Raw genomic sequence first — 16,557 nt, 5'->3', positions numbered from 1 at the left:
AAGAGTCTCTGGACTCGTCACGCGCGCACGGACGGCGGAGCCGCCTCGAACCGGTCCGGGCTGTCGACGACGCCTGCGCTGCAGGCGGTCAGGCGGGGCTCGGCGCGGGTCGTGCGGACCCGGACCCGGTCGGTGCCCAGCGGGTGCCGGACCAGGACGTCGGTGTCGCCGTCCGGCCGTGGGCTCGCCGACAGCGGGATCACCTCGTCGAGTCCGAGCAGCGACCGCTCGACCCGGACGGTGTGCTCGGCGAACTGCGACACCGGGTCGTCGGTGCACCGGCCGCGGTAGTGCTCGAGCACCACCCGTCCGCGATCATGCTCGGCGACAATGTGTTCCGCGACGTCCGCGGTGACGCGGCCGTAATAGATCCCCGACGGCAGGCACACCATGGTGGCGGCGAACCGGTCGCCGCCGACGTGGGTGGATTCCCAGACCCGTCCGTCGCGATGCCCGAGGCCGGTGACCACGGGACGTCCGAACGATGCACAGCAGGCGTCCTTCTTCCCGTGGGTGCAGACGAGGAACAGTGATTCGGTGGGGTCCAGGCGCTCCCCGCGGCCCGGCGGAAGGTCCAGGTCCAGGTCCAGGTCGAGCAGTTCCCGGTCCTCGCGGATCAGCAGTCGCTCGGCCCAGCCGTCGGCGCGTCCCGGTCGGGCGAGGTAGACGTGGCGTCCGGCGGCGAGGTCGCGGCGCTCCCGGGTGCGGATCAGCACCGGACGCACGCCCGCGTCGGCGCATCGGGCGGCGAGCGCGTCGCCGAGGACGGGGTCGAGGCGGCTCTGCCGGAGACGGTCCCGGCCCCAGGGTCCGGGTTGTTCGATCAGCAGCCACCCGCGTACACGGGGCGCGGTGCCGCACAACGGCTCCTGCAGTGACTGGGAGAGCGCCGCGCAGGCCGGTGGCGTCCACTCCTCGGGCGACGTCGTCGTCTGCACGCTCACGCACCAGACTGTATAAGGTTAGGTTCGCCTATCTTCTACCCCCTTCGAGATCGAGGTCCAGGATGCGTTCTGCTACGTGCCCCCCGAATGTCACCGACGTCCAATGGCAGGAGATCGTCGACGCGCTGACGCGTCGGGAATTCGGGGCCGGGCTGGGAGCAGCCGCGCTGGCCGCACTCACCGCCGCGTGCGCGCGACCCGACGCTGCGGCCGGCAGCGACGAGGGCGCGCAGCGCACCGTCACCCATGCCATGGGGACGACGACCGTGAGCACCCGTCCCAGTCGCATCGTCGCCCTGGACAGCCTGCCCATCGACACCGTCGTCACGCTGGGGAAGGCACCGGTCGGTGCGGCTCAGGCGGGTTCCGCCGACGCGCTGCCCGCGTACCTCGGCGGCGGACTGGACGGCACCACCGTCGTCGGGTCGATCGCCGAACCCAATCTCGAGGCGATCGCCGCGCTGCAGCCCGACCTCATCATCAGCAGCAAGCAGCGCCACGGCGACCTGTACGACGCGCTGTCCGCGATCGCACCCACCGTCTTCTCTGTGTCGCCGGCGGTCGACTGGCAGGGGACGGTGCGGTTGTTCGCCGAGGCCATGGGCGAGACGAAGACGGCCGAGGAGAAACTGGCGGCGTTCCACGCCCGCGCCGCCGCACTCAGCGAAACCACCCGGGGACGCACCGCGCACGTCATCCGCGTCATGGACGACGGTCTGCGCCTGCACGGACCCGGCACGTTCTCCGGTTCCGTGCTGACCGCGGCCGGTTACACCATCACCGGGCAGCCGTGGGACGCGAAGAACGACATGTCCGAGATCTCGCTCGAGAACGTCGCGCAGATCGACTCCGACGTCGCGTTCGTCGCCAACACCGCCGCATCGGGTGACCTCGGGATCGACCCCGTACTCGTCGGGCAGATGGGCCCGTCACGACGCGACGGCGTCCACCAGACCAACTACCGGGTCTGGATCACCGGCATCGGGCTCACCGGCGCCAACCTGATCCTCGACGACCTCGAGCGGCTGTAGGCGCTTCGCGCCCGTGCGCGGTTGAGGAGTGTCTGGACTCGTCAACCACGCACGGGCGTAGCCTGCCTGGGTGAGTTCCGACAAGATGCTGACCCGCATCGGCGGGCTCCTCCGTCAGGCGGAGTCCACCGATAATCCGCACGAGGGTGAGGCCTTCATGGCCGCCGCCCAGCGCCTCGCCACTGCCGCCTCGATCGACCTCGCGGTGGCGCGCGCACACGCGGCGGGTCGGGAGAAGCGGGCCACTCCCACCCAGCGGCTGATCACGATCGGTGAACCGGGCAAGAAGGGGCTGCGGACGTACGCGCAGCTGTTCCTGGTGATCGCCGCCGCCAACGACGTCCAGTGCGACATCGCCCAGACGTCGGCCGTCATCTACGCCTACGGGTTCGCCGGCGACATCGACGTCTGCGAGGCCCTGTACGCGAGCCTGCTGATCCAGATGGTCCGGGCGTCCGACGCGTACCTCAAGTCGGGTGACTACCGGAACGAGACGACGGTGCGCACCCAGGTCGAGAAGCGTGGCCGCCGCCGGGTCGCGACCCGGGTGCGACGCCCCGTCGCCGGCGTCACCGCCCGGTTGAACTTCCAGCTCGCGTACGCTGCGCGGATCGGGCAGCGCCTCGCCGACGCCAAGAAGGAGGCCGAGGATCACGCGGTGTCCGTTCCGGAGTCGTCGGCGGAAACGGCACTGGTCCTGCGCGACAAGCAGCTCGAGCTGAAGGACTACTACTCGGAGAACTCCCAGGCCCGCGGGACGTGGCGGGCCGGCCGGGCGTCCGCCGGACATTCGTCGAGTGCACAGCGGGCGGGAGACCGCGCCGCCCGGACCGCCCGGTTGAGCAACTCGCCGGAATTGTCGGCCGCGCACAAACAGATCCCGTCGTGAAGCGTCCTCGCGACACTCAGCGAACCGCCGTATACGACGCGGAAGCCCTGGTGCGCACCATGTTCGACCGCGCGGACGAGCGCGGGCTGCGGGTGGTCGACGTTCTGGGTTCGCAGGTGACGCTGCCGGTGGAACGCAAATTCGCATCCCTCGAATCGGTGCAGGACTACGTCGATCGCGTTCTCGCCCTGAACTGGGTGCGCTCCACGTGGACGCGGGCGGCCACCCCGATCCACGTCCGCGCGAGGTCGGGCAACAAGGCCGCGCACTACGAAAACGACTGCGCCACAATCGCGGTACCCCAGCATCGGAACGGCACCGCCTGGGCATTCCGCGAACTCGTGGTTCTCCACGAGATCGCCCACCACCTCGACCCGTCCGACCCCGAGTACCCGACGGTGGCCCCGCACGGACCGGAGTACGTGGACCGCTACCTCACCCTCGTCGGGGAGATCATCGGCCCCGAGGCCGCCTTCGTCCTGCGGACCATGCTCCTCGCGGGCGGGGTGCGTCTGAACTGAGGTCCCTCAGTTGCGGGGCCGGAGCCGGACGAAACTGATCTCACGGCCCGCAGCCCTGAAGTCGGAGGCGCTGCCGTCGACGTCGAAACCCATGACTCGGGCGAGCCGTGTTCCGAGTTTCGGATGCTCCGACCCGTAGTGCGCCATGAACTCCGCGCCGGTCTCTGGATCGAGGAATTCGGCTGTCACGGAGAGCCGCCGGCGGCCCACCTGAATGTTCGCGTTCGGCTGCGCCCGCAGGTTCCGGTACCAATCCGACTTCGGACCGAAACCGGCGGCCAGCACGTACCCGCCGTCGACGGCGTCGTGGTTGACCACCTCGAGCACAACCTGTCGCCGAGCGCCGGACTTGCGCCCGACATGTTCGAGGAGCAGGAATCGGCCGCCGAGCAGAAACCCGAGATGGCAGCGGTACAGGTAGATCGGCGCACGAAAGAAAGCCCGCCGGATGCCGGTGGGCGGGTCAGGTCTCTGCGTGACCTTCACGCACCCAGTCTTCCACGTCCGCCGCGTGAGGGGTCGACAGCCGGGTCAATGTACCTTTCGGCGCATCTGACGCGACGGAAGGTACATTCGCCCGCTCGGGTAGTCCGCTCGGCGGGTTCGTTGTGCGCCCGGTCGTCTCGCGAGCACTATGGATCGAGAAGGCCCACCGTCTACTCCGAGGAGCCACGAATGACTCGTCCAGTTCGCATCGGCGTCCAACTTCAGCCGCAGCACGCGCCCGAGTACGGACTGATCCGCGACGCGGTGCTGCGGGCCGAGGACGCCGGCGTCGACATCGTCTTCAACTGGGATCACTTCTATCCGCTGTACGGCGACCCGGCCGGCGCCCACTTCGAGTGCTGGACCATGCTCGGGGCGTTCGCCGAACAGACGGAGCGGGTGGAGATCGGCGCGCTCGTCACGTGCGCCGGCTACCGCAACCCGGACCTCCTGGCCGACATGGCCCGCACCGTCGACCACATCAGCGGCGGACGCCTGATCCTGGGCATCGGCTCCGGCTGGTTCGAGCGTGACTACGACGAGTACGGCTACGAGTTCGGCACCGCCGGTTCGCGGCTGAACCTGCTCGCCGAGTACCTCCCGCGGATCACCGCCCGGTTCGGCAAGCTGGAACCCGCACCCACCCGGCACATTCCGATCCTCATCGGTGGCGGCGGCGAGAAGAAGACGCTGCCGCTGGTTGGCCGGTACGGCGACATCTGGCACAGCTTCAGCGACATGGACACCTACAAGCGCAAGTCGGGGATCCTTGCCGACCACGCCCGCAGCGCCGGACGCAGCCCCGACAGCATCCAGCACTCGACGTCGTGGCCTGGTGTCGACGACGCGGCAGCCCACGTCGACGCCGGCGTCACCCTCTTCACGGTGGGTGTCGGCGGACCCGACTACGACCTCGGCACCCTGAAGGAGGCCATCGCCTGGCGGGACGAGAACACCCCGCCGCCGCTGTCGGGCCTGGCGTAGGCGCTTCGCGCCCGTGAGTGGTTGACGAGTCTCTGGACTCGCGGACCACGCACGGGCGGCGGAGCCGCCTACAGCCGCTCGAGGACCATCGCCATGCCCTGTCCGCCTCCGACGCACATGGTTTCGAGGCCGAACTGCTTGTCGTGGGTGGTCAGGTTGTTGAGCAGCGTCGCGGTGATGCGGGCGCCGGTCATACCGAACGGGTGGCCGAGGGCGATGGCGCCGCCGGAGACGTTGAGCTTGTCCTCGTCGATGTTCAGCTCCCGCGCCGACCCGATCACCTGCACGGCGAACGCCTCGTTGATCTCGACGAGGTCGATGTCGGAGATACCCAGCCCGGCGATGGCCAGGGCCCGCTTGGACGCCTCGATCGGCCCGAGTCCCATGATCTCGGGCGAGAGCCCGGACACCCCGGTGGACACGATGCGGGCGAGCGGGGTCAGGCCGAGTTCCTTGGCCTTGGTGTCGGACATGATCACCAGGGCGGCGGCGCCGTCGTTGAGGGGGCACGCGTTGCCGGCGGTGACGGTGCCGTCCGGGCGGAAGACGGGCTCGAGCTTGCTGACGGCCTCGTAGGTGGTGCCGGCGCGGGGGCCGTCGTCGGTGGACACGACGGTGCCGTCGGGCAGGGTGACCGGGGTGATCTCGCGTGCGAAGAAGCCGTTGTCGATGGCCTCCTCGGCGCGGTTCTGGGAGCGCACCGCCCAGCGGTCCTGCTCCTCGCGGGTGATGCCGGTGATCTGGGCGACGTTCTCGGCGGTCTGGCCCATCGCGATGTACGTGTCGGGGACCAGGCCCTCCTCGCGGGGGTCGACCCACGGCTGCCCGCCCTGGGCGAGCTTCTCGGTGCGGGTCTGCGCGTCGGCGTAGAGCGGGTTCTGGGTGTCGGGCAGCGAGTCGGAGTTGCCCTTGACGAACCGGGACACGGTTTCGACGCCGGCGGAGATGAACACGTCGCCCTCACCGGCCTTGATGGCGTGCAGTGCCATGCGGGTGGTCTGCAGCGACGAAGAACAGTAGCGGGTGATGGTGGTGCCGGGGATGAAGTCGTAGCCGAGCTGGACGGCGACGTTGCGGCCCATGTTGAACCCCTGCTCACCGCCGGGCAGACCGCAGCCCAGGATCAGGTCGTTGATGTCGGTGGGGTCGAGCGCGGGCACCTTGTCGAGGGCCGCCTGGACCATCTGCGCGGCCAGGTCGTCGGGGCGCATGCCGACCAGCGACCCCTTCATGGCGCGACCGATCGGGGAACGGGCGATGGAAACGATGACGGCCTCGGGCATGGCTAACTCCTACCGATTGACGTGGTGGACGGCAGTCGGTGCGGACCTGCAGCCCCTCAGTTCTAAGCATATGCTTATTTTCTAAGCGTTTGCATATATTGTCCGCGGCGGCGGCGTGGTGTCAACCCCCGGACGCCCGCGGTGGTGCTCGACGGGGCCGGATGTCATCCAGAGACCACCGCATCGACGAAGATGTCGATCGCGAGGGGCGGAGTACCTCCGTAGCTTGTGAAATCGATGACGCCGGCTTCGGCGAGAACCTCGACGTCGAGAAGGGTTCGGCCGTTGTCGGTGCCGGCGGGACGGCTGAGGAGTTCGATTGCCGCGTCGGCCATGATTTCCGGGGACCGCGCGTGCTGCAGACTCGCGTCACCGCCGAGCAGGTTGCCCACGGCCGCTGTCGCGATCGTCGTCTGCGGCCACAGACAGTTGCTGGAGAGAGGTACCTGCGCGTACTCGGCGGCGATCCCCAGCGCCGCCAGCGTCATCCCGTACTTTGCGAGCATGTATCCGGGGTGGGCGCCCAGCCACTGCGGTGACATGTTGAGCGGAGGGGAGAGGGTCAGTACGTGAGGGCTCGCCGACTTCTGCAGGTAGGGCAGGCAGGCGCGGGTCAGCGCGAAGGTGCCGCGCACATTCACCTGCTGCATCAGATCGAACCTCTCGAGCGTGAGGTCCTCGGTCTTCGAGATGTCGAGCACGCTCGCGTTGTTGACCACGATGTCGACGCCACCGAAGTTGTCGCGGGCGGTGTCGACGGCCCGGGCGATGTCGCTGTCGTTGCGGACGTCACCGACCACCGGCAGGGCATGTCCACCCAGTTCGTTCAGTTCACTGACGGCGGTGTGAATGGTTCCGGGCAGCCGCGGGTCGGGAGTGTCGGTCTTGGCGAGCAGGACAACGTTCCCCCCTCGACTGGCGAGGGCGCGCGCGATCGCGAGGCCGATGCCACGACTTCCGCCGGACATGACAGCGGTTCGGCCATGGAAACTGTTGTCGTTCATCGCATTCCTTCGTTCTTCTGGTGAGGAGGAAACCCGCTCATGCCCCGTGGGCAGGGGGACGCACCCGGCTCTCGTCGAGAGTCTCGTGGCGTCGAACGAGCGCTCCTCACGGTAGAAGAGCCCGTCCGGCCTTGACCACGTCTCCGAAGCACCAATGATCGGCCGCCTTTTGTCCTGCCCGGACAAGAGCCCCCTCGGCCTGCTGGACTCATGCGCGACAGTTCGCTGGTAGGAGAGATTTCCGGTGAACGGGTACCTGCGGTGCCGACACCCTCTATTGTCCTCACCATGGCTTCACACGACGAGCGCGTCGCGCTCCTGGTCGGACGCATCGCAGCTTCACTCAACCAGCGGCTGGTGCCACTGACCGGCGACATCACCGAAGTGCTCTATGCGGAGATCCCGGATCTGCGCGCTGATCGACAGTTGTTCGATCTCCTCGGTGCAAGTGTGGAGAGCAATCTCGACACCATCTTCCACACGCTTCAGCACGATATCGACCCGGAGATCCTGGATGCGCCGGCAGCCGCCATGGAGTACGCGAGACGGCTTGCCCAGCACGGGGTTCCCGTCAATGCTCTGGTGCGCGCCTATCGGCTGGGGCAGACCAACCTGCTCGGACTGGTGTTCGACGAGCTGGGCGGAGCTGCGGTCCCATCCGAGCTCGGTGTGCCGGTACTCCAACGCATCATCACCGTCATGTCGGTGTACATCGACAGGGTCTCGCAGCAGGTCGTCGAAGTCTACGAGCGTGAACGTGAGCGTTGGCTGGCGCACCAGAGCGGTGTCCGGGCTGTTCGCGTGCAGGAGATACTGGCAGGCAACGACGATCCGGACGCCGGTGCCGCCCTCAATTATGTTCTGCTTCAACGTCACCTCGCCGCGATCATCTGGGTATCCGACTCCGATGCGGGTGACATGCTGGCGAGGATCGAGGCTGCGGCACACGACGTCGCCGGCTTCATCGGGGGCGTGACCGACCCGTTGTTCGTGGCCGCGGACCGGGTCACCGGTTGGGTGTGGATCCCACTGGGTGCACGGAAAGCTGCGCGACGCGGGTACAGCGAACTGGGCGACTTTCTCACCGGGCGGTATCCGGGTCTCGCGATGTCCGTGGGCGGGGTAGCGCACGGCCCGAGCGGGTTTCGCCACTCCCACGGTGGCGCGCAACGCGCCCGGACGCTTGCCCTCGCCGCGGGCCGCAACGCCCCCGTTGTCACCGCCTACGACGAACCGGGGGTGTCCACGCTCTCCCTGCTGATCGACGATCTGGCCGGGACCCGCGCCTGGGTACGCACCGTCCTGCGTGGGCTGGCAGCCGACAGCGACAACGCCGCCCGCCTGCGTGACACCGTGCAGGTCTACCTCGCGAACAATCTCAGCAACGTCACGGCGGCGAAAGAGCTGGGCCTGCACTACAACTCCGTGAAGTACCGGGTCAAACGTGCAGCCGAGGAACGCGGTGAGGATTTCACCCGTGATCGGCTCGCAGTCGAACTTGCACTACTCGCGTGTCAATGGCTGGGGCCGGCCGTTCTGACACCCGGCTGATTCCCCTCGCCGAAAGTGCCGTGCCCCGGCGCCGCGCCGACGCGTCACCGCCGCGGCGATCCCCTCCGGCGCCCGCGGTGTGACTGCCAGTGCCCGCGCCAACCGCCACGCTTCGTGCGGATGCACGATCCGATCGATGATCCCGCAACGCAGCGCCCTTTCCGGTTCGAGGACGTCCGCCGTGAGCACCGAGTCCCGTGCCTGCCGTGGCCGCAGCGTGGCATCGGAGCTGACGATGGCGGCGTCACACCCGAGGTTGAGGTCGATTCCTCCGTCCGATGCCAGCCCGTTCACGGCGGCGATCAGCGGTTTACCGACCTGACGACGAACGAAGTCGGCGAACCCCCGGTACGCGTTCGTCCGCCCGGCGGTCAGCGCCGAGATGTCCGCAACGGCGCACAACGTGTCTCCTGTACCGGTGACGATGCCCACCCGAAGGCCTTGATCACCCGCCAACGTGTCCATCGCCGCACAGAACGCGGCGGACATCTCGGCGTCCGCGACGTTCCCGTCTCCGGGACGGTCCAGAGTGATCACGGCAATCGAACCGTGCCGGTCGACGACTGCGTTCACAGGACGTCGCCTCCGCGCCGCCGCAGGTAGCGCAGCGCGGACTGGGCGGCGTTGTACCCGCTCATCCCGTGCGCGCCTGCCCCCGGCGGCGTCGATGCGGAGCACAGGTAGGTGCCCGGCACTCCGGTGCTGTAGGGGTCGAGGGCGATCCGTGGTCGCAGTACCACCTGGGTCTCGGTGTTGGCGCCGCCGATGATGTCGCCGCCGACGTAGTTCGGGTTCGACGCCGCCAGCCGGACCGGCCCGCTGCTCACGGTGGCCACGACACGGTCGCGGAACCCCGGGGCGAACCGTTCGATCTGCGCGACCACCGCCTCGGTGGCGTCGCCCGAATAGCCGTGCGGAACATGGGCGTACGCGTACAGGGGGTGCAGGTCGCCCTTCGACCGGCCGGGGTCGGCGAGGTACTGCTGGCCGACGAGCACGAAGGGACGCTCCGGCATCCGGCCCGTCGCGACGTCACGTTCGGCGTCGGCGATCTCCGCAAAAGTGCCACCCAGGTGGACGGTCCCGGCCAGGCCGCAGTCGGGGTTCGTCCACGGAACGCCGCCTTCGACGGCGAAGTCGACCTTGAACGCCGCCGGGCCGTGCCGGAAGCGGCGGTAGGCCTTCGCGACCCGGGACGGCATCCGGTCGCCAAGGATGTCGACGGCGGCGGACGGGGCGACGTCGAGCAGAACGACGTCCGCGGGCGGGAGGTCGCCGCTGCTGCGGACCCGGGTGCCCGTGGTGATCTTGCCGCCCCAATCTGTGAGCATCGCGGCGAGCGCGGTGGTGATGGACTGCGATCCGCCCTCGGCGACCGGCCAGCCGTAACGGTGTCCGGCGGCGACGATCATCAACCCGACCGCGGACGTGGCGGGACGGTCGAGGCGGTAGTAGGCGTGGGCGGCGACCCCGCCGAACAGGGCTCGGCCCTTCTCGGTGCGCCACCACCGGGCGGTGGCGGTCGCGGGCAGTAATGCCCGGGGCCCGAAGCTCGCGAGCTTCAGGGGGTGTCGCGGGACGTTCGCGATCGGTCGCATGAGGTCGGCGGCGAGGTCGTCGAAGCCGTCGGCGAGCCCGCCGAACATCCGCTGCCAGCGGGTTCCGTCGGCGCCGAGGCCGGCGGCGGTCGCGTGGACGGAGCGGTGCAGGAGTCCGGCCTCGCCGGTGTCGAGGGGGTGGGCGCAGTCGATGTCGGCCCACTTCCACGTCAGGCCGTAGCGTTCGAGGTCGAGGGTCTGCAGGTACGGCGACCCGGCGCCCATGGGGTGGAAGGCGGAGCACTCGTCGTGCAGGAGTCCGGGGACGGTGAGTTCCGCGGACCGGGTGCCGCCGCCGATGGTGTCGGCCGCCTCGAGGACCTGTACCTCGACACCGTGGCGGGCGAGGTGGACCGCGGCAGCGAGCCCGTTGGGCCCGCTGCCGACCACGACTGCGGTGGTCACGGCCGCGCCGCCGCGCTGTTGTCCGGCACCGTCGCCTCCTGCGTACTCGACCTGGCAATGTCTCCCTCCAGCCTTCTCGCTTTCGGGACGTCTCCCTCCAGTGTCCACTGCACGTCGAACGGGATGGGACCGTTCGGCAGCCACGGTTGCTCGGCGATGGCGTCGGCGACCTTGTAGGTGCCGCGCTCGATCACGCCGAGGGCGGCGTCGATCACCTTGTATTCCTGGACGCCCTTGTGGATCGGTTGCGACTCGATCCAGGCGATGAGGAACTCGCCGGGGGCGAAGTTGCAGCGGCGCTGGAGCGCGGCGATCAGGTGTTCGTTGTGCAGATGTCCGTCGCCGAAGTTGAACGCCACCAGTGAGTTACAGCTGAATTCGGCCTCACGCAGCGAGTAGGTGTCGATGTTGTCGCCGAGTTGCCGGCTCATCAGTGACAGCAAGGCGCGGCCCTGACTGTGCATCGACCGCCAGCCGAGCAGCTGGTGCATCACGACGTCGGCCACCTCGGGCGGGTAGGTCGCCAGCAACTGGGTACGGGTGTTCTGGCTGGGCCGCTTGACGAACTGGTCGAGCTTGTCCTCCGCGCCCGGCGCGAAGGCCCAGGTCGCCGACGCCCAGTTGCCCGCGTACTGGCGCATCGAGGGCAGGAACGAGACGAGGTCGGGGCGCAGGTTCCCGAGGATGGGGAAGAACACCAGTGCCGCGATGATCACGGCGAGCAGCAGCGGGGACGAGAAGTCTCCCAATCCGAAGCCGTCGGCGTTCGGGAAGCCGAGGAACAGGAACACCGACGCGTAGGCGAACAGCAGGTTCCACTCGAGCGGCACCGCGAGCGGGAACGTCGACAGGATGAACAGGTGGAACGCGACCATCAGCGCGACCGCGAGCAGGGTGATGGTGCCGTTCGTGGTGAACAGCAACACCAGTGGCGTGACCACCTCGACGACGGTGCCGAGGACGTGGGCGACCCCGCCGGCTACGACCGACGGCCGCAGGTCGTTCGGGAAGCTGCGGTAGTGGGCGCGCTTGATCGACTTGAACGGCAACCAGGGGGTGTTGGACAGCATCGGGGGCACGACCATCGAGAAGTGGTGGCCCAGCTTCGAGATGCCGGCGCCGACCCACACCGACACGATGAGCAGCTTCAGCGCGACGATCATGTCCACGAACGGAAGGACACCGAAGAAGACGACGGCCGGGAAGTACTGCTCGCCGCGCGCTGCGATGAAGACGACCTTGTCGCGCAGCCCGATCACGACGAGCAGGGCGATCAGCGGTAACAGAAGCGTGGGATTCACCAGGCCGTGGTTGCCGGGCAGCACTGCGTCGATGGACGGTGTGTGCACGCCGGCGAACCCGAGCGCCAGGGCCAGGTTGACGAGGATCGCGAGATAGACGAGAACGTCGAAGGCGGTGCGGGTGTCACCGGATGTCAGCGGCACCTTTCCCGGCCAGGGTGGCAGCCGGATGGTGCCAGGCCGCAACCAGAACAGTGCGCCGCCCATCATGGGCTTGAAGTGCCCGGCGAGCGGGCCCCAGGAACCACCCAGTCCGAGGATCTCGACCAGCATCGTCCACAGGATCAGCTTCTGGTACACGACCGGGGCGTTCCACCAAGCACCGACGTCGAGGACGTTGTACCCGGAGGTGAAGGTCGCGATGGACAGGCCCACACCGAGGTAGAGCACAAGCAGTTTCAGAATGTAGATGGTGTGCACCATCTTCGGGGTCCCGAAGCCGTAGTCGACCCAGTGCGTCGACATGGCGCGGATGCGGTCGAAGAACGGGCGATCGAGGAAGGTGGCGGGGTCGACGTCGGGAAAGTTCCCGGTTTTGAATCCCATGGGAGGCTCCTGGGCGTGAAGTGGGTAGGGGTCATCGCCTCGGGTGGGTCCCGAGGTGTGGGGCGTACTGGATCAGCTGACGGCGGCGGGCCGGTGGCGGCTGCGCAGGCCGGGCTTGTCGATCTTGCCGACGGGGTTGCGCGGCAGGGCGTCGACGACGTGAATAGCTACGGGCAGTTTGACTTTCGTGAGACGTCCTCGGAGGTGGTCGGTGAGCTGGTCGTCGGTGACGGGGCTGTCGGGGTAGGTGACGACGTACGCGACGGGCACCTCGCCGTACACCTCGTGCGGTGCGCCGATCACCGCTGCCTCGAGCACGCCGTCGTGGGTGGCGAGGGCGTTCTCGATCTCCTTGGGGTAGATGTTCTCTCCGCCGCGAATGATCATGTCCTTGATCCGGTCGACGAGGGTGAGGTAGCCGTCCTCGTCGAGGCGGCCGACGTCCCCGGTGTGCAGCCAACCGTCGACGACGGTCCGTGCGGTCTCCTCGGGGCGTCCCCGGTAGCCGTGCATGACGCTGGCACCTGCGACGATCACCTCTCCGGTGGTGCCGACGGGCAGGTGCTCGCCGTCGGGTCCGGCGATGGCGATCCGCTGTCCGGGCAGCGCCGGGCCCACGGTGCCGAGCTTGCGGACACCGCCGGGCGGGTTGCACGCCGACGCGCACGTGCCCTCGGTGAGCCCGTACCCCTCGACGATGACGAGTCCGAAACGCTGCTCTGCGCGGTCGAGGAGTTCCTTGGAGATCGGTGCCGCCCCGCAGACCGCGAACCGCAGCGACGAGGTGTCGCCGACGGTGTCCTGGGAGACCAGGAGGGCGTAGATGGTCGGGACCGCGGAGAAGTACGTCGGCCGCAGCCTGGCGACGTCGTCGAAGAACCGGGCCGGTGAGAAACGTCCGGTGACGCTCAGCTGCCCCCCGGCCAGCATCGGCGCGAGGAAGCTCACGCAGATCGCGTTGACGTGAAACAGCGGCAGGACGAGCAGGCAGTGGTCGGCGGCCGTGAGCGAGAAGTGCTCGACCATCGACGAACTCATGAACTGCAGGTTGTCGTGGGTGAGCATGACCCCCTTGGGGCGTCCCGTCGAACCGGACGTGTAGATGAGGAGTGCGATGTCGTCGCCGGACGGGCCGCTGTCGGGGGTCCAGTTCGGGTGCGGGGTCGTCGCCATGTCGGCCACGGCGATCGTCGGGCGGCCGCCGGAGGGTGCGCCCGGTCCCTCGTTGACGACGAGGACGGCATCGGCGTCCGCGAACTGGTATTCCGCCTCGACGGCGGTGAACGTGGGGTTGACCGGGGTCGCGGTCGCGCCGATCCGCCACGCGGCCATCAGGGCGACGAGAAGTTCCACCCTGTTGGGCAGCATCACGGCGACGACGTCCCCGCTCCGGACGCCGTTGTCTGTCAATTGCGCCGCGAACGCATCCACGCGGTCGGCGAACTGCCGGTAGGTGAGGTCGAGGTGGTCGTCGCGCAGGCACGGTGCGTCACCACGTGCCGTCGCGAGGTCCCAAGCGAAATAGCCGATGTCCGACACGGTTTCGATCCCCTTCAGTGGTGGTGTGATCCACGACACTATGCGGGGGGAGTGAGATGCGGAATATTCCGTGGGGCTCGAGTTTGCACAGGGATTTGTCCGCCGGAGACAAGCGGCTTCAGGTGTTGCGGGCCAGTTGTTCGCCGATCACGCGCGCACCTTCGGGGAAGGCGCCGGGGTTCGTGCCGGAGTAGTTGAGTCGGATGTACGGCCCGGCGGGTTCGGCGGGGAACCACTCGCCGCCGGGGGCGATGAGCACTCCTGCGGCTTCGCAGTCGCGGACGAGTTGCCGGAGATCGGTTGCGTCGGGCAGGCGCACCCAGAGGTTGAGTCCGCCTTTGGGCACAGCGGTGAGGTGTGCTCCGGGGACGTGCTCGCGCAGGCTGGTGACGAGCAGGTCGCGGCGTGCTCGGAGTTGTTGCCGGAGATTGCGCAGGTGGGTCTGCCATCCGGGCTGGGTGACGACGTCGAGTGCTGCGGCCTGGAGTAGTCCGCTGACATACATCGAGGCGGCCCCGCGGTCGGCGAGGATGCGTTCCCGGGCCGGACCGCGGGCGACGACTGCGGCGATGCGTATGGACGGTGACACGCTCTTGGTCAGCGAGCGGAGGTAGACCACATGGCCGGCGTCGTCGTGCGCGGCGACAGGGTCGGGGGTGGTGTCGATCCCGAAATCGTGGGCCCAGTCGTCTTCGACGAGGAAGGCCCCGTGTGTCCGGACAACCTCTAACACTGCCTCGGATAACGTGTTCGACCATTGTGCGCCGGTGGGGTTGGCGTAGTTCGGTTGAGCGTAGAACACACGCGCGCCGGTCTCCTCGAAGGCTCGGGCCAGGTCGTCCGGATCGAGGCCGTCGGGTCCGCTGGGGACGGGGACGACGTGCACTCCGGCCTGGGCCGCGGCCAGGATCGCACCCCAATACGTGGGCGACTCCATCAGCAACGGCTGCCCGGTGGGAACCAGGGCCCGGAAGACGGAGCTGAGCCCGCTCTGGCTCCCCGGCAAGACGATGACGTCACTCGCCGTGGGTGGCGTGACGCCGACGGGTGTCGAGCTGCCCAGTTCGTGGGCGAACCACGATTGCAGCTCCGGCAGACCCGCAGCGGGAGAGGGCGACAGCGCCGCGTCGCTGCGTGCCGCTCGGGTCAGCGCGGATCGAATCAGGCGCTCCGGTAACAGTTCCCGATCCGGATAGCCGGCGTGCAACGCGATTGCGTCGTTGGGGGCCCGGCGCATCGGCGTCGACAGGGTAGGCAGGCGGCTCGACGGGGATCGCAGGGCCGCAGTCTGCCATCCGTAGTCGAGCGGCCGCGCGGTCCGAACGGCGCGAACGAACGTGCCGACGCCGGGCCTGCTCTCGATCAGCCCCTGCGCGGTGAGGGTACGCAGGGCCTTCTGCACGGTTACCGGACTTGCCGCGTACTCCGCGACCAGCGACCGGGTCGATGGGAGCCGCGCCCCGGGTGGCGCCTGGGCGATCCATTCACCCAGTGCAGCGACGATGCGCGTACTGCTATCGTTGACCATGACGGTAGATAGTAGCGCTACTCACATTCGCGCAACAGTGTTATCGCCTTCTCGCGCCGGTCTCTGGTGGGGCCTGCTCGGGGTGGCGGCGTTCTCGTTCACGGTGCCGTTCACTCGGGTGGCGGTGGGCGGGTTGTCGCCGCTGTTCATCGGCTCGGGCCGAGCGGTCGTCGCCGCGGTGCTCGCGGCGCTGGCTCTGACGCTGACCCGGCAGCGTGTGCCGAGGGGTGCGCAGTGGGGGCGTCTCGCCGTGGTGGCGGGTGGAGTCGTCGTCGGCTTCCCGCTCCTCACGTCCTTCGCCCTGACGACCGCGTCTGCCGGTCACGGTGCCGTCGTCATCGCGCTACTTCCGGCGGCGACGGCGGTCACGACCGTGGTCCGGGGCAACGAGCGTCCGCCGCTGTCGTTCTGGATCATGGCGGCGGTGGGTGCCCTGGCATCTGTCGTGTTCGCATCCATGCAGGGCGGCGGGATTGGTCGGTTGCACTGGTCGGACCTGCTGCTGTTCGGTGCAGTCGCGGCCGCCGCGGTCGGGTACGCCGAGGGCGGTCTCCTCGCCCGCGAGCTCGGCGCATGGCAGACGGTGTCCTGGGCGCTGATGGTCGCCGCGCCGCTGATGATCGCCCTGACGGTCATTTCGGCGATCCGGCAGCCGCCGACCGGCTCACCGATCGAGTGGGCGGCGTTCGCGTACCTGGGCGTGGTGAGCATGTTCCTCGGCTTCTTCGCCTGGTATCGCGGGCTTGCGATCGGGCCGATGGCGCAGGTCAGCCAGGTCCAATTGGTCCAACCCGTGTTGACCATCTCCTGGGCGGCCCTGCTGCTGCGTGAACAGCTCACCTGGGCCACCGTCCTCGGCGGCGTGGCCGTGGTCGTCTGCGCGGGGACCGCCGTCCGAGCCCGCGGGCGCTTCGCGCCCGTGCGTGGTTGACGAGTCTCTGGACTCC

Annotated in this window: 15 protein-coding genes; 6 read left to right on the top strand and 9 right to left on the bottom strand. The window is 68.6% G+C overall.

All coding sequences use genetic code 11. The annotated features are described in order from the left end of the window. Positions 1–17: 17 nt before the first annotated feature. A complete protein-coding gene (locus RJ1_RS42350; RefSeq protein ID WP_073370160.1) occupies positions 18–944 on the bottom strand; it encodes a ferredoxin family protein in 927 nt (308 codons plus the stop codon). 62 nt (positions 945–1,006) lie between these two features. Between RJ1_RS42350 and RJ1_RS42345 the strand changes: the two genes are divergently transcribed. The 3 genes from RJ1_RS42345 (at position 1,007) to RJ1_RS42335 (ending at position 3,385) form a co-directional block, all read left to right on the top strand. Continuing rightward, the gene (locus RJ1_RS42345; RefSeq protein ID WP_073370158.1) at positions 1,007–1,975 is read left to right on the top strand and encodes an ABC transporter substrate-binding protein; all 969 of its coding nucleotides are present in this window, start codon (positions 1,007–1,009) and stop codon (positions 1,973–1,975) included. Between the two features lie 70 nt (positions 1,976–2,045). After that, complete coding sequence (locus RJ1_RS42340; protein WP_073370155.1) at positions 2,046–2,864, top strand: DUF2786 domain-containing protein; 819 nt, start codon at positions 2,046–2,048, stop codon at positions 2,862–2,864. Then, positions 2,861–3,385, top strand: coding sequence for a TIGR04338 family metallohydrolase (locus RJ1_RS42335; RefSeq protein WP_073370153.1), 525 nt, complete (start codon positions 2,861–2,863; stop codon positions 3,383–3,385). The genes RJ1_RS42340 and RJ1_RS42335 overlap by 4 nt, the downstream gene beginning before the upstream one ends. Before the next feature lie 6 nt (positions 3,386–3,391). Here RJ1_RS42335 and RJ1_RS42330 read toward each other — a convergent pair whose 3' ends face one another. Next, the gene (locus RJ1_RS42330) at positions 3,392–3,871 is read right to left on the bottom strand and encodes a nitroreductase family deazaflavin-dependent oxidoreductase (protein WP_073370150.1); all 480 of its coding nucleotides are present in this window, start codon (positions 3,869–3,871) and stop codon (positions 3,392–3,394) included. 189 nt (positions 3,872–4,060) lie between these two features. On the opposite strand from RJ1_RS42330, the gene RJ1_RS42325 reads away from it, so the two are divergent. Next, positions 4,061–4,855 (top strand): LLM class F420-dependent oxidoreductase, encoded by a 795-nt coding sequence (locus RJ1_RS42325; protein WP_073370147.1) that lies wholly within the window; start codon positions 4,061–4,063, stop codon positions 4,853–4,855. Positions 4,856–4,923: 68 nt separating this feature from the next. Here RJ1_RS42325 and RJ1_RS42320 read toward each other — a convergent pair whose 3' ends face one another. Both RJ1_RS42320 and RJ1_RS42315 read right to left on the bottom strand, forming a co-directional pair. Beyond that, a complete protein-coding gene (locus RJ1_RS42320) occupies positions 4,924–6,138 on the bottom strand; it encodes an acetyl-CoA C-acetyltransferase (protein WP_073370144.1) in 1,215 nt (404 codons plus the stop codon). Between the two features lie 164 nt (positions 6,139–6,302). Then, positions 6,303–7,142 carry an SDR family oxidoreductase gene (locus RJ1_RS42315; protein WP_073370141.1) on the bottom strand — a complete coding sequence of 280 codons (840 nt, stop codon included), beginning with the start codon at positions 7,140–7,142 and terminating at the stop codon, positions 6,303–6,305. Between the two features lie 288 nt (positions 7,143–7,430). On the opposite strand from RJ1_RS42315, the gene RJ1_RS42310 reads away from it, so the two are divergent. Next, positions 7,431–8,693, top strand: a complete 1,263-nt coding sequence (locus tag RJ1_RS42310) for a PucR family transcriptional regulator (RefSeq protein WP_073370138.1) — start codon at positions 7,431–7,433, stop codon at positions 8,691–8,693. On the opposite strand, the gene RJ1_RS42305 is transcribed toward RJ1_RS42310, so the two are convergent. From RJ1_RS42305 to RJ1_RS42285, 5 genes are all read right to left on the bottom strand, one after another. Beyond that, complete coding sequence (locus RJ1_RS42305) at positions 8,646–9,266, bottom strand: enoyl-CoA hydratase-related protein (RefSeq protein ID WP_073370135.1); 621 nt, start codon at positions 9,264–9,266, stop codon at positions 8,646–8,648. The two genes, RJ1_RS42310 and RJ1_RS42305, sit on opposite strands and share 48 nt — an antisense overlap. Then, positions 9,263–10,696: a phytoene desaturase family protein gene (locus RJ1_RS42300; protein ID WP_073370132.1), complete on the bottom strand. Its 1,434-nt coding sequence runs from the start codon at positions 10,694–10,696 to the stop codon at positions 9,263–9,265. The genes RJ1_RS42305 and RJ1_RS42300 overlap by 4 nt, the downstream gene beginning before the upstream one ends. After that, entirely contained in the window at positions 10,693–12,543 is a 1,851-nt protein-coding gene (locus tag RJ1_RS42295) for a DUF3556 domain-containing protein (protein WP_073370130.1), read from the bottom strand. The genes RJ1_RS42300 and RJ1_RS42295 overlap by 4 nt, the downstream gene beginning before the upstream one ends. Before the next feature lie 72 nt (positions 12,544–12,615). Next, the gene (locus tag RJ1_RS42290; protein ID WP_073370163.1) at positions 12,616–14,082 is read right to left on the bottom strand and encodes a class I adenylate-forming enzyme family protein; all 1,467 of its coding nucleotides are present in this window, start codon (positions 14,080–14,082) and stop codon (positions 12,616–12,618) included. Positions 14,083–14,200: 118 nt separating this feature from the next. Next, complete coding sequence (locus tag RJ1_RS42285; protein ID WP_073370127.1) at positions 14,201–15,610, bottom strand: aminotransferase-like domain-containing protein; 1,410 nt, start codon at positions 15,608–15,610, stop codon at positions 14,201–14,203. Between RJ1_RS42285 and RJ1_RS42280 the strand changes: the two genes are divergently transcribed. Next, positions 15,609–16,541 (top strand): DMT family transporter, encoded by a 933-nt coding sequence (locus RJ1_RS42280; RefSeq protein WP_073370124.1) that lies wholly within the window; start codon positions 15,609–15,611, stop codon positions 16,539–16,541. The two genes, RJ1_RS42285 and RJ1_RS42280, sit on opposite strands and share 2 nt — an antisense overlap. Positions 16,542–16,557: the final 16 nt, after the last annotated feature.

Source organism: Rhodococcus jostii NBRC 16295, assembly GCF_001894825.1.
Classification (GTDB): Bacteria; Actinomycetota; Actinomycetes; order Mycobacteriales; family Mycobacteriaceae; genus Rhodococcus_F; species Rhodococcus_F jostii.
This window is presented reverse-complemented; position numbering and strand designations above follow the sequence as displayed.

Coding starts and splice junctions, on each gene's coding strand:
- RJ1_RS42345 (WP_073370158.1), top strand. CDS start 1,007: ATGCGTTCTGCTACGTGCCCCCCGAATGTCACCGACGTCCAATGGCAG.
- RJ1_RS42325 (WP_073370147.1), top strand. CDS start 4,061: ATGACTCGTCCAGTTCGCATCGGCGTCCAACTTCAGCCGCAGCACGCG.
- RJ1_RS42320 (WP_073370144.1), bottom strand. CDS start 6,138: ATGCCCGAGGCCGTCATCGTTTCCATCGCCCGTTCCCCGATCGGTCGC.
- RJ1_RS42315 (WP_073370141.1), bottom strand. CDS start 7,142: ATGAACGACAACAGTTTCCATGGCCGAACCGCTGTCATGTCCGGCGGA.
- RJ1_RS42310 (WP_073370138.1), top strand. CDS start 7,431: ATGGCTTCACACGACGAGCGCGTCGCGCTCCTGGTCGGACGCATCGCA.
- RJ1_RS42295 (WP_073370130.1), bottom strand. CDS start 12,543: ATGGGATTCAAAACCGGGAACTTTCCCGACGTCGACCCCGCCACCTTC.
- RJ1_RS42280 (WP_073370124.1), top strand. CDS start 15,609: ATGACGGTAGATAGTAGCGCTACTCACATTCGCGCAACAGTGTTATCG.
- RJ1_RS42285 (WP_073370127.1), bottom strand. CDS start 15,610: ATGGTCAACGATAGCAGTACGCGCATCGTCGCTGCACTGGGTGAATGG.